Raw genomic sequence first — 23,754 nt, forward strand, 5'->3', positions numbered from 1 at the left:
AAATGGTCAAGGCGCATCCCTGAACAGCAGGCTGGCGTCGCCATAGGAATAGAAGCGATAGCCGTTGCCGATGGCGTGCGCGTAAACCTGCCGCATGCGGTCCAGCCCCGCAAAGGCTGAAACGAGCATGAACAGAGTCGACTTCGGCAGATGGAAATTCGTCATCAGCGCGTCGACAACACGAAAGCGATAGCCGGGCGTGATGAAGATATCGGTCGAGCCTGACCAGGCTTCCAGATGACCATCTTCGCGCGCCGCGCTCTCCAGCAACCTCAAGGAGGTCGTGCCGACGGCAACGACACGGTTGCCGCGTACCCTGGCGGTGTTGATCGCAGCAGCCGTTGCTGCCGAAACCATGCCGGTCTCGGCGTGCATCTTGTGGTCTGTCGTGTCGTCGGCCTTGACCGGGAGGAAAGTTCCGGCGCCGACATGCAGCGTCACGAAATGCCGCTCGATGCTGCGTGCATCCAATGCTGTGAACAACTCGGGCGTAAAGTGCAGGCCCGCCGTCGGGGCAGCCACCGCGCCTTCTTCGCGTGCATAGACGGTCTGGTAGTCTGCACGGTCGCGGTCGTCGTCCGGGCGCTTCGACGCGATGTAGGGCGGCAGAGGGATATGGCCGACGGCGTGCAAGGCCTCGTCCAAAAATGCGCCGGAGAGTTCGAAGCCGAGCAGCACTTCGCCGGCCTCGCGCTTTTCAATGACGGTCGCGTCGAGCTTGCCGAGAAAGCACACCTCGCCGTCGTGGCCGAAGCGGATGCGGTCGCCGGGCTGGACGCGCTTGGCCGGCCGCATGAAGGCAAGCCACTGGTCCGGCGCCACCCGCATGTGGAGCGTCGCATCGACGGCGGCGACCGCTTCACCGCGATGCCGTATGCCGCTGAGTTGCGCCGGGATGACCTTGGTGTCGTTGAACACCATGACGTCACCCGGATCGAGCAATGACGGAAGCTCGCTGACGATGCGGTCAGCCAGCACCTCGTCCGGCTTCACGACCAGCAGTTTAGCGCTGTCGCGCGGCTCCGCCGGTCGCAGCGCAATACGGTCGTCCGGAAGATCGAAATCGAAAAGGTCGACACGCATCTCGGGTCAGTACAGCCTGACGAGGAGGGCCCCCGCCATCAGAAGGAGTGCTCCGGTCAGCCGGCCGACCGAAATCTCGCGCACGGCCATGCCCAGGAAGCCGATGCGATCGAGAACGATGCCGGCAATGAGCTGCCCGGCAACCAGAAACGCCATGAGCGAGGCAGCGCCGATGCGCGGCGCGAGTATCACGGAGATGGTCACATAGGCGGCGCCCAGAAGGCCGCCCGTGACGAACAGCCAGGGTGCGGGTGCGCGCCAGTCGAGCACAACGCCCTGCCCCCGCGTGACGGCGATCGACACTATGCCGAGGACCACCGCGCCGGAGAGGAACGAAAATGCGGCGGCCGCGACCGGAAGGCCGAGGCCGCGCGACAGCTGCGCATTGATGGGCGCCTGGATGGCGATGAAGGCGCCCGACAGGATGCCGAGCAGCGACCAGATGAGCCCCAACATCGCCGAATCCGCTTCGGTTAGGCCGGCTTCACGTCGGCCGCGACCTTCATCGAAACGATCGTGTCGGGGTCCTTCACGGGCTCACCGCGCTTGATCTTGTCGACATTCTCCATGCCCTCGATCACCTGGCCCCAGACGGTGTACTGGCGGTTCAGGAAGCCGGCGTCCTCGAAGCAGATGAAGAACTGCGAGTTGGCCGAATTCGGATTCTGGGCGCGCGCCATGGAGCAAGTGCCGCGGGCATGGTTCATGTTCGAGAACTCGGCCTTGAGATCCGGCTTGTCCGAACCGCCCATGCCGGCGCGCGACGGATTGAAGGACGCGCCGCCGGTCTTGCCGAACTTAACGTCGCCCGTCTGGGCCATGAAGCCGTCGATGACGCGATGGAAGACGACGCCGTCATAGGCGCCTTCGCGCGTCAGCTCCTTGATCCGCGCGACGTGGCCGGGCGCGAGATCCGGAAACAGTTCGATGACGACGTTGCCCTTCGTCGTCTCCATGATGATGGCGTTCTCGGGATCTTTGATTTCGGCCATGGCCGCTTCCTTTCGTCTGGTGAATTGCCGGTCAGTTGCCGTCGGCGCCGATGCGCACCTTGATCATCCTGTCCGGATCGGCGACGACGCCGTTCTGGTTCGGGTCGCCTTTCTTGATCATGTCCACCACGCCCATCCCGGCCTCAACATTGCCGACCACGGTGTACTGGCCGTCGAGCCCCGGATTCGGGGCGAACATGATGAAGAACTGCGAATTGGCGGAGTTCGGGTCCTGCGCGCGCGCCATGCCAACGGTGCCGCGCACGAAGTGTTCCTCAGAAAACTCCGCTGGCAGGTCGGGCAAGTCGGAGCCGCCGGTTCCGGCGCGCTCCGCGCTGTATCCGTCGTTCAGGTCGCCAAACTGCACGTCGCCGGTCTGCGCCATGAAGCCGTCGATGACGCGGTGGAACGCGACGTTGTCATACGCGCCGTCACGCACCAGCTTCTTGATCTGCTCGACATGCTTCGGCGCCAGGTCGGGGCGCAGGGCAATCGTCACATCCCCATCCTTGAGCGTGATGATCATGGTGTTTTGCGGCTCGGCGGCCTGGGCGGCCGGAGCCCCTGCCACCACGGCGGCGAACGCGAATGCGAGTGCGAACTGTCTCAGGCGCATGATCGATCTTCTCCCTAGGATCGCTTTGGGAACTTGGTCTGGAGAGCGGCTGCGACGTCGGTGGGCACGAATGGGCGGATGTCGCCTCCCATTCCCGCAATCTGCCTCACCAATGTCGCGGTGATGGTGCGAACCGATGGGCTGGCCGGCAGGAAGACGGTCTGCAGTTCGGGCGCCATCGTCTCGTTCATGCCGGCCATCTGCATCTCGTAATCGAGGTCAGTGCCGTCCCGCAGGCCGCGGATCATGATCGAAGCGCCATGTTTCCTGGCAGCGTCGATGACGAGACCGTCGAAAGCGACCACTTTCACCCGCGCACCGTTCTCGCCAAGTTCTGCCCGGCAGGCCTTCTCGATCAAGTCGACCCTTTCCTCGAAGGAGAAGAGCGGCGTCTTGCCCGGATGGATGCCAATTGCGGCATAGATCACGTCCGCCACGGCGAGCGAGGCCTTGATCACGTCGAGGTGACCGTTGGTCAGCGGGTCGAAGGAGCCCGCGTAGATGGCGATGCGTTCTTTCATGGCGCTGCTTCTATCGGGCGACGCAGCCAAACGCAATTCGCCAGCCGCAGGTTGAAGGGGCAACGACGCATTCAGCAACTGTTCAGGCAAGCCGCCGCAACGTCGCCGCACGTCAAATGCAACCAAACTCCCGAACGGCCGTTACTTGCCGCAGGAGATGAACATCATGCTGATCTACATGCTCGCTATTGCCATGACCGTGCTGATGCTGATCGCCACCGTGTTTGGCCTGCACGAGGAAGCTCAGCGCGTCAGGGCGGAAAACCGCCGACGCGGTTCCGAACGCTTCGGTCCGGGCTGGAACTGACCTCCGACACCCGGTCCCGCTGCACCATCCTCCCAAGAAGAAGTGCGGATTGCGCTGCAACGCAATCCGCCCTTCTTGATTCCACCGAGGCAGGGCCGATGCTCAGTCCGAAATCACGGCTCCGGCGAAGCCGCTTCGTCCTCTTCGCCTTCCGGTTCCGAAATACGCTCCACCGACACGACCTTCTCGCCTTCGGCGGTGGAGAAGATGGTGACGCCCTTCGTTGCTCGGCTGGCGACGCGGATGTTGTTCACAGGAACGCGAATCACCTGCCCGCCGTCCGAAACCAGCATGATCTGGTCCTCGTTCTCCACCGGGAAGGTCGCGACCAGCTTGCCGATCTCCGCCGTCTTGGAGACGTCAGTGGCCCGGATGCCCTTGCCGCCGCGTCCTGTCAGACGGAAATCATACGAAGATGACCGCTTGCCGTAGCCGAACTCCGTGACTGTCAGCACGAACTGCTCATGCGCCTTGAGGAATTCGTACCGCTCATCATTTAGCTGTGCGTCCTCGCTTACCTCTTCGTTGGTCAGGGCGATTTCTTCGTCGTCGCCGCTCACTGCGCGACGCTCAATCACCGAGCGCTTGAGATATGCAGAACGCTCCGCCGGATCGGCGTCGACATGCTCCAGGATGGTCATGGAGATGGCGCGGTCGGTCTCACCCATCAGGATGCCGCGCACGCCCTGCGAGCCGCGGCTCTGGAAGACGCGGACATCGGTGACCGGGAAACGGATGCACTGGCCAGAATCGGCCGTGAGCAGCACGTCGTCGTTCTCGGTGCAGGTTTCCACAGCGAGGATGGCGTCGCCCTCCTCGTCGAACTTCATGGCGATCTTGCCGTTGCGCTTCACGTCGACGAAGTCGGACAGCTTGTTGCGGCGCACTGTTCCGCGCGTGGTCGCGAACATGACGTCGAGGTTGCCCCAGCTTTCCTCGTCCTCCGGCAGCGGCATAATGGCGGTGATGCGGTCGCCGCTTTCGATGGGCAGCATGTTGATGAGGGCCTTGCCGCGCGACTGCGGCGTACCGATGGGCAGGCGCCAGACCTTCTCCTTGTAGACGATGCCACGGGAGGAGAAGAACAATACCGGCGTGTGCGTGTTGGCCACGAACAGGCGGGTGACGAAGTCGGTGTCCTTGGTGGACATGCCAGACCGGCCCTTGCCGCCGCGATTCTGCGCCCGGTAGATCGAGAGCGGCACGCGCTTGATATACCCCTCGTGGGTCACGGTTACGACCATGTCCTCACGCTGGATGAGGTCCTCGTCCTCCATATCCGCGCCGCCGTCGGTGATCTCCGTGCGACGCGGTGTCCCAAACTCGTCGCGAACCGCGGCCATTTCATCCTTGACGATCTGCTGGATGCGCGCGCGAGACGACAAAATGTCAAGGAAATCAGCAATTTCAGCGCCGATCTTGTTCAGTTCGTCGGCGATCTCATCGCGGCCCAGCGCCGTGAGACGGGCCAGACGCAGTTCCAGGATGGCGCGCGCCTGCTCGTCGGACAGATTGTAGGTGCCGTCTTCGTTGATGCGGTGGCGCGGATCGTCGATGAGCAGGATGAGCGACTCGACGTCGGCCGCCGGCCAGCGCCGCGTCATCAACTGTTCGCGCGCCGTCGACGGATCGGGCGCATGGCGGATCAGGCGGATCACCTCGTCGATATTGGCGACCGCAATCGCCAGTCCCACGAGCACGTGGGCACGCTCGCGCGCCTTTCGAAGCAGGAACTTCGTGCGGCGACTGACGACGTCTTCGCGGAAGGCGACGAACGCCCTCAACATGTCGAGCAGGTTCAGGATCTCCGGCTTGCCGCCGTTGAGCGCCACAACGTTTGCGCCGAACGACGTCTGCAGCGGCGTGAAGCGGTAGAGCTGGTTGAGAATGACCTCGGCGTTGGCGTCGCGCTTCAGCTCGATGACGACGCGATAGCCCTGCCGGTCGCTCTCGTCGCGGATGTCCGAGATGCCTTCGATGCGCTTGTCGCGCACCAGTTCGGCCATCTTCTCGATCATCGTCGCCTTGTTCACCTGGTAGGGAACTTCGGTGACGACGATGGCCTCGCGCTCATTGCGGATCGGCTCGACGTGCACCTTGCCGCGCATGATGATCGAGCCGCGGCCGGTCGAGTAGGCCGAGTAGATGCCGGAGCGACCGAGAATAAGCCCGCCGGTCGGGAAATCCGGTCCGGGAATGATCTCCATCAACTCCGGCAGATCGATTGCCGGATTATCGATGAGCGCTATGGCGCCGTCCACGACCTCCGACAGGTTGTGCGGCGGGATGTTGGTCGCCATGCCGACGGCGATGCCGCCCGACCCGCTGACGAGCAGGTTTGGATAGCGCGCGGGCAGGACCTTCGGCTCGCTGTCGGTACCGTCATAGTTCTCCTGGAAATCGACCGTGTCCTTGTCGATGTCTTCAAGCAGTTCGTGGGCGACCTTGGTCAGGCGCGCCTCGGTGTAGCGCATGGCCGCCGGCGGATCGCCGTCGATGGAGCCGAAATTGCCCTGCCCGTCGATCAGCGGCACGCGCATGGACCAGTCCTGCGCCATGCGCACCAACGCGTCATAGATCGAGGCGTCGCCGTGCGGGTGATACTTACCCATCACGTCGGACACCGGACGCGCCGACTTCACATGCTTGCGGTTCCAGTGATAGCCGCTCTCGTGCGAGGCGTAGAGGATACGCCGATGCACCGGCTTAAGCCCGTCGCGCACGTCCGGCAGCGCACGGCTGACGATGACGCTCATCGCGTAGTCGAGATAGGACCGCTGCATCTCCTCGATGATGGAGATGGGCTCGATATCGGAGGGACCGCCTTCAGAACCGGGCGGCGTTTTCTGGTCTGTCAAAACGGATCACAAAAGTTGGGAATCACTTGATCCTTATATAGGAACACTATCGCCTTCTCCAATGCCGTCGAAGCTTTTCCAACGACGATTTCCATCGTTATTTCAAAAGGATATTAGACTGCTTCACGACGCCGCAAGGAAGCGGCGTACTGCGCGCAAGGTTTCCGGAACAATGGAAGCCGTGGCCGCTGGTCTGGCGCGCCGTCTGGCTTCACGATAGCTTTGCACCGGGGGAGATCCGCAGCGTGCCCAATTTCGACAGCCTGTTCAACGCTTTCGTGACGATCCTGGTGACCATTGATCCGCCGGGCCTGGCGCCGCTTTTCCTGGCGGTGACGCGGGGCATGAACCGCCAGCAACGCTATCAGGTGTCCATCCGCGCCTCGGTCATCGGATTCGGCGTGCTGGCGGTGTTCGCGCTGATGGGCGCCGCCATCCTGGCCGCCTTCGGCATCACGCTGCCGGCCTTCCGAGTCGCAGGCGGCCTGCTGCTCTTCTTCATTGCCTTCGAGATGGTGTTCGAGCGGCGCAACGAGCGCAAGGAAAAGAGCGCCGACACGGCGATCACCAAAGACCACATCCACAACGTCGCGGCCTTCCCCCTGGCCATTCCGCTGATCGCCGGTCCCGGCGCGATTTCCGCCACGGTGCTGCTGTCCGGCGGCATGCCGACCACCGCCGGCCAGATTGCACTGGTCGCCATCATTCTCGTCTGCCTGCTGATCACTTATCTCGTCTTCGTGCTCGCCGAGCGCATCGACAGCCTGCTCGGGGAGACCGGCCGCTCTATCCTCACGCGCCTGCTCGGCGTGATCCTGGCGGCGCTTGCGGTTCAGTTCGTCGCCGACGGCGTCAAGGCGCTGATGGCTATCTGAGGGCACAGCAGCGGAGCCGAACATGGTTTCCGATCTCACCCGTCACCGGCGCGACTTCTGGCAGTATTTTGCCGACACCCTTCCGGAGCTCAACGTTCGCATGCAGCGCGGCAACGAGCACTCGCGCTGGCTGGCCGTCGGCCATCGGCCGCTGGTCATCGCCCACTACATCGCCAACGCCGGCGTCGGGCTGTTCATTCGCGGCGAGGCCGGAGAGCCGACCTGGCGCGTGCGCGAGTTTCTGTTCCCGCACCGCGAATTCCTTGCCAGACGCCTGGACCGGCCCGGCCTCAAGCTGGGCAACATGTTCCTGCTGCCGAATAGCGTACGCCTGGACATGACCGATCGGAGCAACTGGCAGCGGGCGACGGCGTGGTTCGCGCAAAACTCGCCAGTCTACGAAACAGTGTTCACCGACTTGCAATCGAAACGGGAGGGCTGGCCGGACGAGCGCCCTCCACCACCCGATCTGAGATCAAACACACGATGACACAGGACAGGACAACCGCCGGTGCCGAACCCATGACCGCCAAGCACGGCCCACATCCAGCACGATTGCTTGGCGCGGAACCGGTCGTCTTCGTGACGGATTTCCCCGAATCCCTCGCCTTCTATACCGGCGCGCTCGGCTTTCAGGTGGCCTTTACCTATGGCGATCCGCCCTTTTACGGCCAGGTCCGGCGCGACGCTGCGCGCCTGAACCTTCGCCATGTCGACGCTGCTGTCATCGATCCGGCGCAGCCGGCGCGAAGATCTGCTGTCGGCGGCGATCACGCTGCGCGATCTCGACGCCCTCTTCATGGAGTTTCGTCAGGCGGGCGTCCTCTTCCACCAGACGCCGCGCACCGAGCCATGGGGCGCAAGAACCTTCATCGTGATCGATCCCGACGAAAATCTCATCCTATTCGCCAGCGACGATGCCTGAGAGCCTGCCGCGGCATTGGCCGCGATACGGGCCATAGCGCCGCCTGGCAAACGCGCCGCGCGCGTTGCGCCAGTGTGCCTTTCGACTTGTTTCGGCTGGGTTGTGGGTCTATCTCAGGGCAACAATGTTCGCTCGACTCCCACGAGCATATGAAAGGTTCGCGCCAATGAGCGGCATCAACGAATACATCGACAATGAGGTCAAGGGCAGCGACGTGGTGCTGTTCATGAAGGGCACGCCGGGCTTCCCGCAGTGCGGCTTCTCGGGACAAGTCGTGCAGATCCTCGACTACCTGGGCGTCGAGTACAAGGGCGTCAACGTGCTGACCTCGAACGACCTTCGCCAGGGCATCAAGGACTATTCCAACTGGCCGACCATCCCGCAGCTCTATGTGAAGGGCGAATTCGTCGGCGGCTGCGACATCATCCGCGAGATGTTCCAGGCAGGCGAGCTCCAGAGCTTCCTGGAGGACAAGGGTGTGAGCGTCAAAGGCGCCGTGTGATCTCCAGATCATGAATTGAGGTCCCGTCACGCGGGGCCGCTAAGAATGCGCCGGTAGTCCGGCGCATTTCCTTTCCGGCATTGACGCGAGACATCGAATGGACCAGCAGAGATCCGCACCTTCGCAAGCGGCCTTCGGCATTCCGCAGTGGGAGTTCATCACAATCGCGGCAGCGCTGATGGCGCTCAATGCGCTGGCCATCGACATCATGCTGCCCGGCCTGCAGGAGATCGGCGCCAGCCTCGGGGTCGAGAATGAGAATCATCGCCAATATGTGATTTCGGCCTATTTCGCCGGCCTCGCCTTCGCCTTGCTCGCCTATGGCCCGTCGTCGGATCGCTTCGGCCGGCGCGCACCTCTGCTGTTCGGCCTTGGCGTCTACATCGTGGCCGCGTTCGCGGCAGCCTTCTCGACCGATTTCACCACGCTGCTCGTGCTACGCTTCATCCAGGGCATCGGCGCAGCCTCGACGCGGGTCATCGCCGTGTCCATGGTGCGCGACCGCTTCGGCGGGCGTCAGATGGCCGAAATCATGTCGCTGATCTTCATGGTGTTCATGGTCATCCCGGTCGTGGCGCCGGGCATCGGTCAGATCGTCATGCTGTTCGCCGAATGGCACTGGATTTTCATCTGCATGGCCGTCATTGCGCTGGCCATCATGGCATGGGCGGCGATCCGCCTACCTGAGACCCTGCCGGCCGAACACCGGCGTCCTATGGATATCGGATCCGTCGGACGCGGCTTCGCGGCCGTGCTGACCAACCGGCTGTCGCTGTTCTATACGCTGGCCTCGACGATCCTTTTCGGCGCGCTGTTCGGCTTCATCAATTCGGCCCAGCAGGTCTATGTCGGCATCTATGGACTGGGCGTCTGGTTCCCCGTCATCTTTGCTGCGATCGCCGGCATGATGGCGGTGTCGTCCTTTCTCAATTCACGGCTGGTCGGGACGCTCGGCATGCGCAGGCTGTCGCACGGCGCACTGCTTGGCTTCCTGGGGGTCAGTGTGATCTGGCTCGCCTGGTCGCTCGTAGGCGTCATTCCGCTCGCCGCCTTCGTGCTCCTCTTTGCGGCCGCAATGTTCCAGTTCGGCTGGATCGGATCGAATTTCAACGCGATCGCGATGGAACCGCTCGGCCACATTGCCGGAACAGCGGCGTCCGTCCAGGGGTTTTTCCAGACGCTGGGGGGCGGACTGATCGGCGCGTTCATCGGACAGTCGTTCGACGGAACGACGACGCCGCTTGCCGCCGGCTTCTGCGGCGTCGCCCTGTTGGGATTGACGATGGTCCTGATCGGCGAACGCGGCAAGCTGTTCACGGCTAGCCACAAGCCAACCCGCTAGGACCTACTCCGCCCACAGCTCTTCGCGCAGCTCGCGCCAGCTGTCGCGGTCCGGCGCGACCAGCAGCCCGCCGTCGACATGACCCGGCATATAGGAGCTACCATCGATACGTGCGGAGTATCCTCCAGCCTCCTGGTGGATCAGCACGCCGGCCAGGTGGTCCCAGGGCATCAGCTTGTTGTAGACGACGAAGTGGCCGAAGCCGCTGGCCAGCAGGCGGTATTCGTGCGCTGCGCACCGGTAGCCGAACTGCGCGAGGCTCTTGGCCTGGTTCTTCGCCATGCGCGAGCGCATCGGCTCCTTGAGATAGTGCCAGGAGACGGCGCCCGTCATCTGCGAGATGGGGGCGGGCGCGGCGACCCGAACTGGCGCCTGTGAGCCGTCGGTCGATCTGACATGGCTTCCCGCACCCTTTGCGCCGATCAGCCAATCCCGGCCGAGCGGGTCATGGATGAGACCGGCGACTGTCTCCCCATTCGCCACGACGGCGAGCATAACGCCGAACAGCGGGACGCCTGATGCGAAGTTGAACGTGCCGTCGACCGGATCGATGACAAAGGCCAGCTCTGCATCGGAGAGACCCGGGAGAAGCGAGTTGTCCCGCTCGTGCGCCTCTTCGCCGACGATCAGGGCGTCTGGGAACTTCTGCTTGAGTTCGGCGGTGATCATGAGTTCAGCGCGTTCGTCGGCTTCGGTCACGAGATCGGCGGCCGAAGTCTTCTGGCGGATGTCGTCGGGCGAGAGCCGCCGGAAGCGCGGCATGATCTCCGCAGTCGCTGCACGGGCTAGAAGATCGGCAAGCCAGTCGATGTCGGCGTCGCGGAAAGTCGTCACTCAATTCTCCTTGTCATTCGGCTGCGCGAGCGTAAGCCCGGCAAAGTCGAAGAGCCTGCGGTCCAAAAGGTGCGAGGGCTTCACGTTGCTCAAGGCCCGCAGCATCGTCTCCTTGCGACCCGGCATCCGGCGCTCGATGTCGTCGAGCATGGCCTTCATGGCGTTGCGCTGCAGTCCGTCCTGGCTGCCGCAAAGATCGCACGGAATGATCGGAAAGCGCATGTGCTCGGCGAAGCGGGCGAGATCGGCCTCGGCGCAATAACTCAACGGCCGGAGCACCATCACGTCGCCTTCGTCGTTCAGGAGCTTCGGCGGCATCGCCGACATGCGGCCGCCGTGGAAGAGATTCATGAAGAACGTCTCGAGGATATCCTCGCGGTGGTGGCCCAGCACCAGGGCAGAGCACCCCTCCTCCCGCGCGATGCGGTAGAGGTGTCCCCGGCGCAGCCGCGAGCAGAGCGAACAGTAAGTCTGGCTCTGCGGGATCTTCTCGGTCACCACTGAGTAGGTATCACGATACTCGATCCGATGTTCGATACCCAGCCCGTCGAGAAAGTCGGGCAGGACATGCTTGGGAAAATTGGGCTGCCCCTGGTCCAGATTGCAGGCCAGAAGGTCAACCGGCAGCAGGCCGCGCCATTTGAGATCGAGGAGCACCGCGAGCAGCCCGTAGGAGTCCTTGCCGCCGGACAGCGCGACCAGCCATCTCTCGCCGGCGTTCGCCATGGCGAAATCCTCGATCGCCTGGCGGGTCAGACGCAGCAGCCGCTTGCGCAGCTTGTTGAACTCGACCGACGAAGGCGCGCTGCGGAACATCGGGTGGCACCCGTCTTCCGGCAGATCCTCGATCAATTCCGACATCATGTTCATGGCGCGGGCGCTCCTGTCGCGAAGCGCTCTAGTCGACCTCGCCGACAAAGAAAAGGCCGCCTGGAGGCGGCCATTTCGATCGAAGGCGTCTGATCGGTCACATCACGATCACGTGCGTGCCCATCTTCACGCGAGAGTAGAGGTCCTTCACATGCTCGTTGACCATGCGGAAGCAACCGTTGGACGAGTTGGTGCCGATAGTCTCCGGCTGATTGGTTCCGTGGATGCGCAGGTAGGTGTCCTTCCTGCCCTGGTAGAGGTAGATGGCGCGCGCGCCGAGCGGATTGCTCGGACCGCCCGCCATGCCGTCCTTGTACTGACCATACTTGTGCGGCTCCCGCTTCTGCATGTCCTGCGTCGGGATCCAGCGCGGCCATTCCTGCTTGTCTCCGACGGTGACATTGCCCTTGAACTGCAGCCCCTCGCGTCCGACGGCGATCGCATAGCGACGCGCCTTCGACGAGGACTGGACCAGGTAGAGGTAGCGGGCGGAGGTATCGATGACGATTGTGCCGGCCTCGTATCCGGGAAACTGAACTGTCTGCGGCTCGAAGTCGGCCCTGACCTTGAATTTGCGTCTTGCCTCCTGCTGCTCCAGCGCCGCGTCCAGGGCGCGCGTCTCCGGAAGCATCGACGCAGTCGGGGCGGCGCCGAACAGACCGAGGAACCCGGTCTTCTGGGGCGTCGCCAGCGTCTCGCTGCGAAGCTCACCGTTGTTTCCGGTGCGCGCAATGTCCATCGACGCAAGTTGGGCGAGTTCGGCCTGGCGTGATGCCTCGGCGGCGCGGACGCGGGCCTGATTAGCGTCCTCAATCGCCTTCAGCTTGGCCAGACGTGCGTCTTCCCTGGCCTTTTCCTTCGCAAGCTTGGCCGCGAGAGCTGCGTCTGCCTTTGCCTTCGCAGCCTGCTGCTTCTCCTCGAGAGCCTTGGCCTTTGCGGCGAGGCGCTCCTGCTCGGCCTTGGCCTTGGCTGCCTTCTTCAGCTCCGCAGCCTTGGCGGCCGCTGCTTTCTTCTCGGCAAGCTCCTTGGCACGAGCAAGCTTCTTCGCCTCTTCGGCCTTCTTCTTCTCGGCGAGCTTCTTGTCCGCCTCGGCCTTGGCCTTTGCTGCCAGCTTCTGCTTCTCGGCCGCCTTGGCCTTTGCGGCGGCCTCGCGCGCCTTCTTCTCAGCCGCCTTCTTCTCGGCGGGTGTCATCTCTTTGGCAGTCTTGGCGTTCTTCCTGACCTTGGCGGGGTCCTGGGCGGAGGCTGTCGCCTCCGTCTTGAGAATGGATGTGAAAATCTTGCTTTCCGCGAAGGCCGGCGAACTGACGCCGATCAACGCGCAGAGGCTCAACGCGACGAAGCCACGGAGTTGCATGAGAAAAATCCCGAGTATGCTCTAATGTTTTTGAACGCGCGCCAAGGGCACCGAACATATCTCCCCCCGGCCGCCGGCACTCATAATCGAACTGCTTGTGACGACTCAAGCGCAGACATGCAACACTCGGATGCGCATTGCTTTTCCGACGGGCAAATCACGCGAGTGTGATCGAATCACAACAAGCCCGCATACAATTTGTTGCGGGCCTGCCAGGAAATGTTTGAGGAGCGCTACTGGCCCGTGGGGACCTGCGGCTGCGCGGGTGCGGCCGGCGCCTGCGATTCGCCGGCGGGAACCGTCGCAGAGCCGGCGGGAGCCGGAGCGGTGTCGGTGCTCTCCGCAGGAGCAGGGACAGCCGGCGCGGTGGAGCTGCCGCCAAGCTGGTCAAGCACGCCGGCGCCGCCGCTCTGGCCCTGGCCGCTCTGCGCGGGCACGCGGTCAAGGATGTCGATCGGACGGTCCGAATAGCGCGCAATGATCGACAGCGTCAGCGAGGTGGCGAAGAACGCGATGGCAAGGATGCCGGTGGTGCGCGTGAGCGCGTTCGCCGCGCCGCGGGCCGTCATGAAGCCCGAACCGCCGCCGATGCCCAGTCCCCCGCCTTCCGAGCGTTGCAGCAGAACGACGCCGACCAACGCCAGCACGACCATGAGGTGGATGACAATGATGATTGTTTGCATGGTCGTTCCAAAAGCTAGTCGCAAGCGGGCCGGATGACGCGCTCGATGGAGGCGGCTCAGTACAATGGTTTCATTGCAAATCCAAGCCCCGCGCGAATATGGGGCGGGGCAGGCGAATTGCAACCGCGACGGTCACATCGCGCGATAGGCTTCCGCAATGCCAAGAAAGTCGGCTGCCTTCAGGCTGGCGCCACCGACAAGCGCGCCATCGACATTGGCGACTCCCAGCAGCTCGACCGCATTCGACGGCTTGACCGAGCCGCCATAGAGAATGCGCAATTTCGCTGCTTCGCCACCCACTTTGTCGTGAAGCCGGGCCCGGATGTGGGCATGCGCCTCGGCAACATCCGAGGCGGTCGGCGTCAGCCCGGTACCGATGGCCCAGACCGGTTCATAGGCCACGATCGTGTTGTTCGCATCCGCGCCCGGCGGAACGGAGCCCACGATCTGGCGGGCCAGCACGTCGAGCGTGGCGCCCGATTCGCGTTCGGCCTGCGTCTCGCCGATGCACACGACGGCTACCAGCCCGGCCCGCCATGCCGCCTCGGCCTTCGCACGGACGATGTCATCGGTTTCTCCATGATCCGTCCGGCGCTCGGAGTGGCCGACGATGACATGCGAAGCGCCCGCATCCTTCAACATCTCAGCAGCAATGTCGCCCGTGTGGGCGCCGCTCGGCTTCGGATGACAATCCTGTCCCCCGACCTTCAGCGGCGTGCTCGCCGCGATAGCCGCGGCGCGGTGAAGCAAGGTCGCAGGCACGCAAATCAGCGCCTCCGTTTCGGCATCCAGCCCGCCCATGAAACCATGGCCGATGCTTCTCAGCTCATCGAGCTGCGGGCCCGCGCCGTTCATCTTCCAGTTCCCCGCCACCAGCGGGCGAATGCCAGGTGTCATCAGCCGATCTCCAGTAGGCCGGTCCCCGGCCGCGCGGGGCTTCACTAGCAAAATCAGGCCACAAAGCAATCGACACTGGCGGCGAAGGACGCTATTGCGCTTGCCAGGAACAGCGCACAACAATGCGCAACACCGGATTTTGCGATGCTTGACAGTCTTAGAAAAGCCGCCGGAACATGGGTGGCAAAGCTTCTTTTGCTCCTCCTCGTGGGCAGCTTTGCCGTATGGGGGATCTCCGGCCAGCTGGTGACCGGCATGGGCGGCAACAGCGTCATCGTGGCAGGCGGCACCGAGGTGTCCGCCACGGACTACCGCCTCGCCTACGACCGACAGCTTTCGGTCATGTCGCAGCAGTTCGGGACGCGCATCACCCGCGACCAGGCGACGGCGCTGGGCATCGACAACCAGGTGCTGGCGCAACTGGTCGCTGGCGCCGTGCTGGACGAACAGGCGCGCAAGCTCGGTCTCGGAGTTTCACGGGATCGCGTCGCCGCCCTCACCGTCGAGGATCCGGCGTTCCAGGGTCCCGACGGCAGGTTCGATCGCAACCAGTTCGACTATGTGCTGCGTCAGGTCGGAATGCGCCCGGAGGATTACCTGACCAATCGTGAGCAGGTGGCCGTGCGCCAGCAGATCGTCGAAGCGGTTTCGGACGGACTGACAGCGCCAGATGCGTTTTTCCGCGCTCTCGCTTTGTACGAGGGCGAGGATCGTACGGTCGATTTCGTCGTGCTGCCCAGCAGTCTGGTCGAGCCGATTGAAGATCCGTCCGCCGACGTGCTCGCAAAGTGGTTCGAGGACCGCAAGGCGAACTATGGAGCGCCCGAGTACCGCAAGATCTCCTACGTCAAGCTTGAGCCGGAGGACATCGCCGACGAGTCGGCTATTACCGACGATCAGGTCGCCAAGGACTACGAGGCCAGCAAGGCGCGATACACGACGGCCGAGACGCGCAGGATCGAGCAGCTCGTGTTTGCCTCCGAAGAGGCTGCCCAGGCTGCGGCCGACAGCCTGAAGGCCGGCTCCACCTTCGATCAGGTCGTCGCCGCGGAAGGCAAGTCGATGGGCGACGTTCAGATGGGAGCGTTGACGAAGGACAAGGTGCCAGATCCCGCCGTCGCCGAGGCCGCGTTCAAGCTCCAGGCCAATGAAGTGAGCCCCATCATCAAGGGTTCATTCGGCCCCATGCTCGTCCGCGTCACCGAAATCACGCCCGAGACGGTCAAGTCGCTGGACGACGTGAAGACGGAGATCCGGAAGGCCCTGGCGCTCGCCGAGGCCAACCGCATCCTGCTCGACGTTCATGACAGCTACGAGGATGCGCGCGCCGGCGGCGACAGCCTGCAAGATGCCGCCACGAAGCTCAATCTCAAGGTGACGACCATCGACGCCATCGATCGCACCGCACAGCGCCCCGATGGCACGATCGTCGACGACATCCCGGAATCGGCGGCCCTTCTCGCCGCGGCATTCGAATCCGAGGCGAACGTCGAGAACGACCCGATCAACATCGGCAGCAACGGCTTCGTCTTCTTCGAGGTCGAAGGGATAACGCCGGCGCGGGAACGCATGCTGGACGAAGTTCGGGAAAAGGTTGTCGCCGACTGGAAGGTCGCCGAAGTCGCGGCTCGCCTCGGCGCGAAGGCGACCGAGCTCGAGAAGCGCCTGAAGGATGGCGCCACACTGGACACCATCGCAGCCGAGCTGAAGCTGGAGAAGCAGACGAAGCGCGGACTGAAGCGCCAGGCAGACGATGCGGATTTCGGCCGCACGGGCGTCGCGGCGGCTTTCGGCGTCCCGGAGAAGGGCGTGGGCCTCACTCCCGCCCCGACCGACGGCGGACAAATTCTCTTCCAGGTCTCCGAGGTGTTCGAGCCTGCCGGCGCCGATGCCAGCACCCTGCCCGAGCAGACCCGTACCTCGCTTTCGCAGGGGCTGGCCGATGATCTGCTCGACCAGCTGGTGGCACGGCTCCAGGCCGAATACGACGTCGAGGTCGACCAGGGCGCTATCCAGCGCGCACTGAGCTTCTGAACCCAAATGAGCGCGCTCAAGCCATACATAGCAAAGGCAGCCGGCGCCCAGTCGCTGACCTTCGAGGAAGCCAGGGACGCCTTCGACATCATCATGTCGGGCGACGCCACCCCGGGACAGGTCGGCGGCTTCCTGATGGCGCTGCGGGTGCGCGGCGAGTCCGTCGACGAGATCGCGGGCGCTGTGGCGACCATGCGTGACAAGATGCTGCGCGTCGAGGCGCCCGCCGACGCCATCGACATCGTCGGAACCGGCGGAGACAATTCGCACAGCGTCAACATCTCTACGGCGTCGGCATTCGTGGTGGCCGGCTGCGGCGTCCCAGTCGCCAAGCACGGCAATCGCGCCCTCTCCTCCTCAACCGGATCCGCGGATGTGCTGACGTCGCTTGGCGTCAGGCTCGACCTTGGGCCGGAGATGATCAGCCGTTGCGTCAACGAGGCCGGCATCGGCTTCATGTTCGCGCCGGCGCATCACCCCGCCATGAAGCACGTTGGTCCGGTGCGGGCCGAACTGGGGACGCGCACCATCTTCAACCTGCTCGGGCCGCTCTCCAACCCGGCCGGTGTCAGCCGGCAGCTGGTCGGCGTCTTCGCACCTGAGTGGGTGGGGCCGGTTGCCGAGACGCTTCGCAACCTCGGCGCGGAGACGGCCTGGGTGGTCCATGGCGACGGCTTCGACGAGATCACGGCGACAGGCGAGACCCAGGTGTCACGGCTCGCCAACGGCGGCATTGAAACTCTCGTGCTGAAGCCAGAGGACCTTGGCCTGAAGCGCCATGCCCGCGAGGCATTGCGTGGTGGCGACGCCGCCTTCAACGCGCAGGCCCTGCATGCGGTCCTCACCGGCCAGCAGGGGGCATACCGCGACACCGTCCTGATGAATGCAGGAGCAGCGCTGGTCGTCGCCACCAAGGCCGAAACACTCCAAAGCGGTATTGAGCAGGCTGCAGCATCCATAGACAGTGGCCGCGCTGTCGGCGTTCTCGAAACCCTCAAGCGCGTATCAAACGCTTGAACCGGCAGGCGTGACGATGGCCGATATTCTCAAACGCATCGAATCCTACAAGCGCGACGAGATCGAAGCTGCAAAGTCGCGCGAACCAATCGCCGAACTCAAGGCGCGCATCGCCGACCAGGACGCTCCGCGAGGCTTTCTGCGCGCCCTCGAAGCGCGGCGTGCGGCGCAGTCGTTTGGGCTTATCGCCGAGATCAAGAAAGCGAGTCCGTCGAAGGGCCTGATCCGGCCGGATTTCGATCCACCCTCGCTGGCGCAGGCTTACGAGGCCGGCGGCGCAGCCTGCCTGTCCGTGCTCACCGATGCGCCATCCTTCCAGGGCGCACCGGAGTTTTTGACCGCCGCGCGGGCGGCAACGCGTCTGCCTGCACTGCGCAAGGACTTCATGTTCGAGCCTTACCAGGTGTACGAGGCGCGCGCCTGGGGCGCGGACGCCATCCTGATCATCATGGCCAGCGTCGATGACGGCATGGCGCGCGAATTGGAGAGCACCGCCTTCGAACTTGGCATGGACGCCCTGATCGAGGTGCATGACGAGGCCGAGACCGAGCGCGCGCTCAAGCTGTCGTCGCGCCTCATCGGCATCAACAACCGCAATTTGCGGACCTTCGAGGTCAGCCTGACGACCTCGGAGCGGCTGGCTGGCATGATCCCGGACGATCGCCTGCTGGTCGGCGAAAGCGGCATCTTCACCCACGAGGACTGCGCGCGACTGGCGCGCTCCGGCATTACGACGTTCCTGGTCGGCGAGAGCCTCATGCGACAGCAGGACGTCACGGCGGCGACGCGCCTGCTGCTCGGAGGCGCGCCCGCCGGCGCGACCGCGGGCTGAAGCCATGACGGCCGGACCGAAACTCACCCATCTCACCGCCTCGGGCGAGGCGCACATGGTCGACGTGGGCGCGAAGGCCGAAACCGAACGCACGGCGATCGCGGAGGGCGCGGTATCGATGAAGCGCGAGACGCTCGAGATGATCCTCGCCGGCGACGCCAAGAAGGGCGACGTGCTCGGCGCCGCGCGCATTGCCGGCATCATGGCCGCCAAGCGCACGCACGAACTCGTCCCGCTGTGCCATCCTCTCCTCCTCACCAAGGTCACCGTCGACATAGAGCCGGATTCCAATCTGCCGGGCCTGCGCGTGACCGCCCTCGCCCGGGTCACCGGCAAGACGGGCGTTGAGATGGAGGCGCTGACCGCCGCCTCGATCGCCTGCCTGACGATCTACGACATGGCCAAGGCGGTCGACCGCGGCATGGTCATTTCGGACATCCGGCTCCTGCGGAAAACCGGCGGCAAGTCCGGCGATTTCCAGGCAGATTGAAGCAATGTCGCTCCTGCCCGTCGAAGACGCCCTCACCCGCCTGCTCGACGGCGCCAAACCGAGACCCGCAGAAACGGTGGCCCTGAACCGGGCCGCCGGGCGCGTTCTCGCCGCCGACGTGAAGGCGCGCCGTACGCAGCCGCCGTTCGACGCGTCGGCCATGGACGGCTACGCTGTCCGCTGGAGCGACACCGCCACCCTTCCCGCGAAGCTCAAGGTCATCGGCCAGGCGCCAGCCGGCAGACCCTTTCAAGGCAAGATCGGCGCCGGGCAGGCCGTGCGCATCTTCACCGGCGCTCCGGTGCCCGAGGGCGCGGACACCGTGGTGATCCAGGAGAACACCAGGGCTGTCCCGGGCGCGGTCGAGATCGTTGAAGCCACCCTGAAAGGCCGGAACATCCGCGCCCGCGGTCTCGATTTCGCGGAAGGCGATATTCTTCTCGAGAAGGGCCGCCTCATCGACCCGGCAGCGCTGTCGCTGGCCGCCGCGGGCAACAACGCCACGCTCGAGGTCGTTGGACGGCCGCTTGTCGCCATCATCGCCACGGGCGACGAGCTTCTGCCGCCGGGCAGCGATCCCGGGCCAGGGCAGATCATCGCCTCGAACGGTTACGGTGTGGCCGCGATCGCGGAGCAGGCCGGCGCTGACGTGCTGGATCTCGGCATCGCGCCGGACGATGTGACGGCTGTCTCCGCGCTGGTCCGTCGCGCGCTCGCGGCGAAGGCGGACGTGATCGTCACGCTCGGAGGGGCCTCCGTCGGCGATCACGACCTCGTTCATGAGGCGCTGACGGGCGAAGGCATGACGCTCGATTTCTGGAAGATCGCCATGCGCCCGGGGAAACCGCTGATGTTCGGCCGGCTCGGCGCCACCCGCTGCATCGGCCTCCCCGGCAATCCGGTAGCCAGCCTTGTCTGCTCGCTGGTGTTCCTAAAACCGCTGCTGGCAAGCCTTTCCGGCGCCGCGCGGTCTGCGAGGCTGCTTGAGGGCGAACTCGAAACGCCGATGTCCGCAAATGACCACCGACAGGACTATATCCGCGCGGTCGTCAGTGAGACGCCTCGCGGCCTGAGCGCAGCACCCTTCCCTGTCCAGGATTCGTCCATGCTGCGAACGATGGCGACCGCCAACGCGCTGATCGTACGCGAACCCCATGCGCCAGCCGCGCCCGCTGGGGCGATGTGCCGGCTGATCCGCTTTCGCTGAACAGTCCGCTGTACGCCTTTGACGGCTGACGCCGGCTCAATGGGGTCGGGCCGGCGGGTATCCGAAAGCGTGCTTGTGTCTCCGACAGCCGTTCAGTCGAGGCCAAGCAGGGCAAGGCTGTCGCGGTGAATGATCTCTTCGATCTTGTCCTGCGGCACACGGGGCATCCTGGTGCCTTCGAGGATGTCGTTCACCCCCCGAAGCCCGGCCATGGTCTCGGCGGGCGTGGCGATGGGAAAATCCGAACCGAACAGGATCTTGTCCAGGACGTTCCACTCCGTGGCCTTTATCAGCGCCTCGTAGGAGGTGTAGGGCCTGTAGAACAGGCCTGAAATGTCGGTGTAGACATTGGCGTGCTTGCGCACGACCACGACCGTGTCGACCGTCCACGGGTGCCCCATATGGGCCATGATGATCCGGAGTTCGGGATAGCGCATCGCGATCTCGTCCACGATCAGCGGGTGCGCTGCAGGGATCGGCGCGGTCTTCACTGCAGAGGTGCCGGTGTGAAAGAGGATCGGCAATCCGTGGCGCTCGGCGTACTGGTAGACGGCCAGCGCGCGCCGGTCGAGCGGATCGTAGCTCTGGTAGTTGGCCCCCAGCTTGACGCCCTTCAGGCCAAGGTCGACGCGGCTGCGCTCCATCTCGTCCATGAGCTGGAGGTCGTAGGGGTGGACCGCCATGAAACCTATCAGTTCGTCCGGATAGGCGTGGACGAACGCCGCCGTGCCATCATTGACTCGGTCGGCCACATCGCCCTCGTCCTTGGGGCCGTTGCTGCCCCCGACGCGCTCGCCTGGTTCCCAGGCGATGCCGAAGACGATCGACTTGTCCACCGTGGACTGGGCCTCGCGATACTCAGCCCATGAATAGTTGGACGGCCTGGCCGCATCGGGCCGCCAGGTCGTATTGATGCGCCTGCGGTCTTCGGGCACCGCGTTGCGGAACTGTGGCGTGTGCGTATGGACGTCGATGATCATGCGCGAAACCGCTCCCTGCAAATATCCGAGTGCCTGAAGGATGCAGCGCGTTCCGGACCGTCACCCGCTGCATCCGAGGCATTGCGCCTGGGCGCTTTTCTTACCGATCCATCAGTTGAGCGTGCTGACAACCTTTTCGGTCATCTCGATGGTGCGGTCGATGTCGGCGTCAGTGTGGGCCAACGAGATGCTGCCCTGCTTGGTCACGACGGGGAACTGGAAGATCCCTTCCTCGATCAGCGCCCTGCGGTAGGCGATGTCGCGATCCATGTCGTGGTTGAGAACCACGTCGCGCCAGCTGACCGGAGCATGGTCCATGAAATAGACGGCGAACGCAGAACCCTGCCTGACGATCGTGGTGGGGTAGTTCCGCGCCGCGAACACCTCGTTCAGACCCTTCTCTAGGCGGGCGCCGAGGCGCTCCAGTTCGCCATAGACTTCACTCTCCCGCGTCTTGAGACGCGTGAGACAGGCCTTGGCGGCAGCGACATTTACCGGATGCCCGTTGTAGGTGCCGGCCACGACCACGCGCTTGGCGGCTGATGGGTGGCTGCACAGGCTCATGATGTCGCGCTTGCCGCCGATGACGCCCATCGGATAGCCGTTGGCCACGGCCTTGCCGAAGGTGCAAAGGTCGGGGGTCACGCCGGAAAGCGCCTGATACCCGCCCAACGCATGGCGGAAACCGGTCTTCACCTCGTCGAAAATCAGCACCGTGCCGTACTTGTCGCAGAGCGCCCGCAGCCCTTCGAGGTAGCCCGGCAGCGGCTTGACGATGCCGATGTTCTGGAGAACCGGCTCCAAGATGATCGCCGCGACATCCCCCTTGGCAAGAGTGCGCTCGGCGGCTTCGAGGTCGTTATACTCGATGGCGCGCACCGTCTGGTCGATGACCTTCGGAACGCCGGCCGTGATAACGCTCAGCGGGTATTCCTCGCCGGCCATGTGCGGCTCAACGAAAGAGGCCGGATCCATCAGATTGTAGCTGACGTAGTCGGAACAACCGTTGTAGCCGCCCTGCATGACGACGACGACGTCGCGTCCCGTATGGGCCCGCGCCAGGCGCAGCGCATAGCCGACCGCTTCCGAGCCGGTGCTCGTGAGCTGCAATTGTTCGATGCCCGGAACGCACTCCACCAGCAGTTCCGAGATTTCCGCCTCCCAGGGCATGGTTCCGGCGCCGATGAGGGAGGCGCCGGACCGGATCGCGGCGATTACCGCCTCGTCGATTTCCTCGTCGCCGTGACCGAACAGATAGGGAGCGAAACCGGCATGATAGTCGATGTATTCCTTGCCATCGACATCATAGAGATAGGCGCCCTTTGCGCGGACGAAGAGCTTCGCGGGGTTGATCGCCCGGTTGACGGACATGGTGCCGCCGGCGATGAACTGACGCTGCCTTTCGACCGAATTGCGCAGATTTTCAGACATTTCTCAGCTTTCGATTTGTTGGTGGCGGCCGTTGTCGACGATGCCGAGACGTGTCCCGGGTGTTCTTGATCCGGCCCTGGATCCCAAATTGGGTAAGATTTAACGTTAAGTCAATGCCGAAAGCCGCCAATATCGGTGGAATCTGATCAGGTGACGGGTGTCAGGGGAGATCTGCCGGCGAAGTGGGCGTCGAGATTGGCGACGACGAGCGCGCCCATGGCGTCCCGGGTCTCATAGGTGGCGCTGCCCTGATGCGGAGACAGGACCACGTTCTCCATCTCCCACAGCGCTTGCGGCACGGTCGGCTCGGCCTCGAACACGTCGAGCGCCGCGCCGCCCACTCCCCCGCTCTGAAGCAGTTCGACAAGGGCCTCCTGGTCGACAACCGTTCCGCGCGCGACGTTGACGAGCATGCCGTCCGGACCGAGCGCCTCAAGCACGGCGCGGCTGACCAGCTTGTCCGTGCCGGCGCCGCCAGGTATCACCACAACGAGCCAATCGGCATCCCGAGCCATATCCAGAAGGCTGGAGTAAAAGACGTAGGGCTGGTGGTCCTGCCGGTTGCGGCCGTGGTAGACGACGCGCATCTTCATCGCCTGCGCCCGCAGCGCGATCTCCTTGCCGATGCGGCCGAGGCCGACGATCCCCAGCGTGCGTCCCCTCAGCTCGTGGGTCAGGGGAAAATTGCCGGCCGGCCAGCGCCCTTCCCGGACATACCGGTCGGTCTGGGGGATGCGGCGCGCAAGGGCAATCATCAGCCCGATGGTGATTTCCGCCATCCCGTCATTGAGGACGTCGGGGGTATTCGTCACCGTCACCTTGCGTGCAGCGGCCGCGCGCACGTCGATGGAATCGTAGCCCACGCCGAAATTCGCGATGATCTCGAGGTTTGGCAAACGGTCCATCAGCCCTGCCGAAACTTGGCCGCCGGCGATGGCTCGAATCAATTTCCCGGTGTCTGTCAGCAGCCGGTCGCGGTCCGTCGCCTCGTACAGCTTGTGGACAATGAAACGCTCGGCAAGGGCCGTTTCGCAGCTCTCGTGCAGCGGATGGGTTTGAAGGATATGAATGCTCATGTGTCTCGTTCCTGGTGGCGGAAGG

Annotated in this window: 25 protein-coding genes and 1 pseudogene; 12 read left to right on the forward strand and 14 right to left on the reverse strand. The window is 64.1% G+C overall.

Annotated features, from left to right (window positions below; all coding sequences use genetic code 11):
• Window positions 1–6 precede the first annotated feature (6 nt).
• The 5 genes from queA to coaD are packed head-to-tail and all read right to left on the reverse strand — an operon-like array spanning window position 7 to window position 3,212.
• Entirely contained in the window at window positions 7–1,083 is a 1,077-nt protein-coding gene (gene queA, locus PD284_RS15730; protein ID WP_274629115.1) for a tRNA preQ1(34) S-adenosylmethionine ribosyltransferase-isomerase QueA, read from the reverse strand.
• A gap of 6 nt (window positions 1,084–1,089) precedes the next feature.
• Window positions 1,090–1,539, reverse strand: coding sequence for a DMT family transporter (locus PD284_RS15735; protein ID WP_274629116.1), 450 nt, complete (start codon window positions 1,537–1,539; stop codon window positions 1,090–1,092).
• A 17-nt stretch (window positions 1,540–1,556) separates the two neighbouring features.
• Window positions 1,557–2,075, reverse strand: a complete 519-nt coding sequence (locus tag PD284_RS15740; protein ID WP_274629117.1) for a peptidylprolyl isomerase — start codon at window positions 2,073–2,075, stop codon at window positions 1,557–1,559.
• 31 nt (window positions 2,076–2,106) lie between these two features.
• Entirely contained in the window at window positions 2,107–2,691 is a 585-nt protein-coding gene (locus PD284_RS15745) for a peptidylprolyl isomerase (RefSeq protein WP_274629118.1), read from the reverse strand.
• 14 nt (window positions 2,692–2,705) lie between these two features.
• Window positions 2,706–3,212, reverse strand: a complete 507-nt coding sequence (coaD, locus tag PD284_RS15750; protein WP_274629119.1) for a pantetheine-phosphate adenylyltransferase — start codon at window positions 3,210–3,212, stop codon at window positions 2,706–2,708.
• A gap of 166 nt (window positions 3,213–3,378) precedes the next feature.
• Between coaD and PD284_RS15755 the strand changes: the two genes are divergently transcribed.
• Window positions 3,379–3,519, forward strand: a complete 141-nt coding sequence (locus PD284_RS15755) for a hypothetical protein (protein WP_274629120.1) — start codon at window positions 3,379–3,381, stop codon at window positions 3,517–3,519.
• Between the two features lie 113 nt (window positions 3,520–3,632).
• On the opposite strand, the gene gyrA is transcribed toward PD284_RS15755, so the two are convergent.
• Window positions 3,633–6,377: a DNA gyrase subunit A gene (gyrA, locus tag PD284_RS15760; RefSeq protein ID WP_274629121.1), complete on the reverse strand. Its 2,745-nt coding sequence runs from the start codon at window positions 6,375–6,377 to the stop codon at window positions 3,633–3,635.
• A 245-nt stretch (window positions 6,378–6,622) separates the two neighbouring features.
• Here gyrA and PD284_RS15765 point away from each other — a divergent pair, with 245 nt between their 5' ends.
• The 6 genes and pseudogenes from PD284_RS15765 (at window position 6,623) to PD284_RS15790 (ending at window position 10,021) form a co-directional block, all read left to right on the forward strand.
• On the forward strand, window positions 6,623–7,252 hold the full coding sequence (locus PD284_RS15765) for a MarC family protein (protein WP_274629122.1): 630 nt from the start codon (window positions 6,623–6,625) through the stop codon (window positions 7,250–7,252).
• Window positions 7,253–7,274: 22 nt separating this feature from the next.
• On the forward strand, window positions 7,275–7,742 hold the full coding sequence (locus PD284_RS15770) for a hypothetical protein (protein ID WP_274629123.1): 468 nt from the start codon (window positions 7,275–7,277) through the stop codon (window positions 7,740–7,742).
• A 32-nt stretch (window positions 7,743–7,774) separates the two neighbouring features.
• Window positions 7,775–7,936 (forward strand): annotated as a pseudogene (locus PD284_RS15775) (VOC family protein); the annotation flags it as partial.
• Window positions 7,937–7,961: 25 nt separating this feature from the next.
• The gene (locus PD284_RS15780) at window positions 7,962–8,177 is read left to right on the forward strand and encodes a VOC family protein (protein WP_274629124.1); all 216 of its coding nucleotides are present in this window, start codon (window positions 7,962–7,964) and stop codon (window positions 8,175–8,177) included.
• A 166-nt stretch (window positions 8,178–8,343) separates the two neighbouring features.
• Window positions 8,344–8,679, forward strand: a complete 336-nt coding sequence (gene grxD / locus PD284_RS15785; protein WP_274629125.1) for a Grx4 family monothiol glutaredoxin — start codon at window positions 8,344–8,346, stop codon at window positions 8,677–8,679.
• A gap of 97 nt (window positions 8,680–8,776) precedes the next feature.
• Window positions 8,777–10,021 (forward strand): multidrug effflux MFS transporter, encoded by a 1,245-nt coding sequence (locus PD284_RS15790; protein ID WP_274629126.1) that lies wholly within the window; start codon window positions 8,777–8,779, stop codon window positions 10,019–10,021.
• A 3-nt stretch (window positions 10,022–10,024) separates the two neighbouring features.
• Here PD284_RS15790 and PD284_RS15795 read toward each other — a convergent pair whose 3' ends face one another.
• The 5 genes from PD284_RS15795 to tpiA all read right to left on the reverse strand — a co-directional run bounded on the left by PD284_RS15795 (window position 10,025) and on the right by tpiA (window position 14,662).
• The gene (locus PD284_RS15795) at window positions 10,025–10,855 is read right to left on the reverse strand and encodes an inositol monophosphatase family protein (protein WP_274629127.1); all 831 of its coding nucleotides are present in this window, start codon (window positions 10,853–10,855) and stop codon (window positions 10,025–10,027) included.
• Window positions 10,856–11,725 (reverse strand): tRNA 2-thiocytidine(32) synthetase TtcA, encoded by an 870-nt coding sequence (ttcA, locus tag PD284_RS15800; protein ID WP_274629128.1) that lies wholly within the window; start codon window positions 11,723–11,725, stop codon window positions 10,856–10,858.
• Window positions 11,726–11,822: 97 nt separating this feature from the next.
• Window positions 11,823–13,082, reverse strand: coding sequence for a L,D-transpeptidase (locus tag PD284_RS15805; RefSeq protein WP_274629129.1), 1,260 nt, complete (start codon window positions 13,080–13,082; stop codon window positions 11,823–11,825).
• 233 nt (window positions 13,083–13,315) lie between these two features.
• A complete protein-coding gene (secG, locus tag PD284_RS15810; protein ID WP_274629130.1) occupies window positions 13,316–13,765 on the reverse strand; it encodes a preprotein translocase subunit SecG in 450 nt (149 codons plus the stop codon).
• Between the two features lie 132 nt (window positions 13,766–13,897).
• Window positions 13,898–14,662 carry a triose-phosphate isomerase gene (gene tpiA / locus PD284_RS15815; RefSeq protein WP_274629131.1) on the reverse strand — a complete coding sequence of 255 codons (765 nt, stop codon included), beginning with the start codon at window positions 14,660–14,662 and terminating at the stop codon, window positions 13,898–13,900.
• Window positions 14,663–14,806: 144 nt separating this feature from the next.
• Between tpiA and PD284_RS15820 the strand changes: the two genes are divergently transcribed.
• Genes PD284_RS15820 through PD284_RS15840 form a run of 5 tightly spaced genes read left to right on the forward strand, consistent with a single transcriptional unit; the run spans window position 14,807 to window position 20,242 of the window.
• Window positions 14,807–16,696: a SurA N-terminal domain-containing protein gene (locus PD284_RS15820; protein ID WP_274629132.1), complete on the forward strand. Its 1,890-nt coding sequence runs from the start codon at window positions 14,807–14,809 to the stop codon at window positions 16,694–16,696.
• Between the two features lie 6 nt (window positions 16,697–16,702).
• Window positions 16,703–17,713: an anthranilate phosphoribosyltransferase gene (gene trpD / locus PD284_RS15825; RefSeq protein WP_274629133.1), complete on the forward strand. Its 1,011-nt coding sequence runs from the start codon at window positions 16,703–16,705 to the stop codon at window positions 17,711–17,713.
• Window positions 17,714–17,729: 16 nt separating this feature from the next.
• Entirely contained in the window at window positions 17,730–18,545 is an 816-nt protein-coding gene (gene trpC / locus PD284_RS15830) for an indole-3-glycerol phosphate synthase TrpC (protein WP_274629134.1), read from the forward strand.
• 4 nt (window positions 18,546–18,549) lie between these two features.
• Window positions 18,550–19,035: a cyclic pyranopterin monophosphate synthase MoaC gene (moaC, locus tag PD284_RS15835; RefSeq protein WP_274629135.1), complete on the forward strand. Its 486-nt coding sequence runs from the start codon at window positions 18,550–18,552 to the stop codon at window positions 19,033–19,035.
• A gap of 4 nt (window positions 19,036–19,039) precedes the next feature.
• Entirely contained in the window at window positions 19,040–20,242 is a 1,203-nt protein-coding gene (locus PD284_RS15840; RefSeq protein WP_274629136.1) for a molybdopterin molybdotransferase MoeA, read from the forward strand.
• A gap of 92 nt (window positions 20,243–20,334) precedes the next feature.
• Here PD284_RS15840 and PD284_RS15845 read toward each other — a convergent pair whose 3' ends face one another.
• From PD284_RS15845 to PD284_RS15855, 3 genes are all read right to left on the reverse strand, one after another.
• Window positions 20,335–21,222 (reverse strand): amidohydrolase family protein, encoded by an 888-nt coding sequence (locus tag PD284_RS15845; protein WP_274629137.1) that lies wholly within the window; start codon window positions 21,220–21,222, stop codon window positions 20,335–20,337.
• Between the two features lie 111 nt (window positions 21,223–21,333).
• On the reverse strand, window positions 21,334–22,653 hold the full coding sequence (locus tag PD284_RS15850; RefSeq protein WP_274629138.1) for an aspartate aminotransferase family protein: 1,320 nt from the start codon (window positions 22,651–22,653) through the stop codon (window positions 21,334–21,336).
• Between the two features lie 146 nt (window positions 22,654–22,799).
• Entirely contained in the window at window positions 22,800–23,729 is a 930-nt protein-coding gene (locus PD284_RS15855) for a 2-hydroxyacid dehydrogenase (protein ID WP_274629139.1), read from the reverse strand.
• Window positions 23,730–23,754 lie beyond the last annotated feature (25 nt).

The organism is Mesorhizobium shangrilense (assembly GCF_028826155.1).
GTDB lineage: Bacteria > Pseudomonadota > Alphaproteobacteria > Rhizobiales > Rhizobiaceae > Arvimicrobium > Arvimicrobium flavum.

What these genes read in the sequence shown, in the direction of transcription:
- secG (WP_274629130.1), bottom strand. Translation starts at nt 13,765, where the DNA reads ATGCAAACAATCATCATTGTCATCCACCTCATGGTCGTGCTGGCGTTG.
- PD284_RS15790 (WP_274629126.1), top strand. Translation starts at nt 8,777, where the DNA reads ATGGACCAGCAGAGATCCGCACCTTCGCAAGCGGCCTTCGGCATTCCG.
- trpD (WP_274629133.1), top strand. Translation starts at nt 16,703, where the DNA reads ATGAGCGCGCTCAAGCCATACATAGCAAAGGCAGCCGGCGCCCAGTCG.
- PD284_RS15805 (WP_274629129.1), bottom strand. Translation starts at nt 13,082, where the DNA reads ATGCAACTCCGTGGCTTCGTCGCGTTGAGCCTCTGCGCGTTGATCGGC.
- ttcA (WP_274629128.1), bottom strand. Translation starts at nt 11,725, where the DNA reads ATGAACATGATGTCGGAATTGATCGAGGATCTGCCGGAAGACGGGTGC.
- PD284_RS15845 (WP_274629137.1), bottom strand. Translation starts at nt 21,222, where the DNA reads ATGATCATCGACGTCCATACGCACACGCCACAGTTCCGCAACGCGGTG.
- coaD (WP_274629119.1), bottom strand. Translation starts at nt 3,212, where the DNA reads ATGAAAGAACGCATCGCCATCTACGCGGGCTCCTTCGACCCGCTGACC.
- PD284_RS15755 (WP_274629120.1), top strand. Translation starts at nt 3,379, where the DNA reads ATGCTGATCTACATGCTCGCTATTGCCATGACCGTGCTGATGCTGATC.
- PD284_RS15740 (WP_274629117.1), bottom strand. Translation starts at nt 2,075, where the DNA reads ATGGCCGAAATCAAAGATCCCGAGAACGCCATCATCATGGAGACGACG.
- PD284_RS15780 (WP_274629124.1), top strand. Translation starts at nt 7,962, where the DNA reads ATGTCGACGCTGCTGTCATCGATCCGGCGCAGCCGGCGCGAAGATCTG.
- PD284_RS15850 (WP_274629138.1), bottom strand. Translation starts at nt 22,653, where the DNA reads ATGTCTGAAAATCTGCGCAATTCGGTCGAAAGGCAGCGTCAGTTCATC.
- PD284_RS15855 (WP_274629139.1), bottom strand. Translation starts at nt 23,729, where the DNA reads ATGAGCATTCATATCCTTCAAACCCATCCGCTGCACGAGAGCTGCGAA.
- PD284_RS15745 (WP_274629118.1), bottom strand. Translation starts at nt 2,691, where the DNA reads ATGCGCCTGAGACAGTTCGCACTCGCATTCGCGTTCGCCGCCGTGGTG.
- PD284_RS15770 (WP_274629123.1), top strand. Translation starts at nt 7,275, where the DNA reads ATGGTTTCCGATCTCACCCGTCACCGGCGCGACTTCTGGCAGTATTTT.
- PD284_RS15735 (WP_274629116.1), bottom strand. Translation starts at nt 1,539, where the DNA reads ATGTTGGGGCTCATCTGGTCGCTGCTCGGCATCCTGTCGGGCGCCTTC.
- PD284_RS15840 (WP_274629136.1), top strand. Translation starts at nt 19,040, where the DNA reads ATGTCGCTCCTGCCCGTCGAAGACGCCCTCACCCGCCTGCTCGACGGC.
- queA (WP_274629115.1), bottom strand. Translation starts at nt 1,083, where the DNA reads ATGCGTGTCGACCTTTTCGATTTCGATCTTCCGGACGACCGTATTGCG.
- trpC (WP_274629134.1), top strand. Translation starts at nt 17,730, where the DNA reads ATGGCCGATATTCTCAAACGCATCGAATCCTACAAGCGCGACGAGATC.
- grxD (WP_274629125.1), top strand. Translation starts at nt 8,344, where the DNA reads ATGAGCGGCATCAACGAATACATCGACAATGAGGTCAAGGGCAGCGAC.
- tpiA (WP_274629131.1), bottom strand. Translation starts at nt 14,662, where the DNA reads ATGACACCTGGCATTCGCCCGCTGGTGGCGGGGAACTGGAAGATGAAC.
- PD284_RS15820 (WP_274629132.1), top strand. Translation starts at nt 14,807, where the DNA reads ATGCTTGACAGTCTTAGAAAAGCCGCCGGAACATGGGTGGCAAAGCTT.
- moaC (WP_274629135.1), top strand. Translation starts at nt 18,550, where the DNA reads ATGACGGCCGGACCGAAACTCACCCATCTCACCGCCTCGGGCGAGGCG.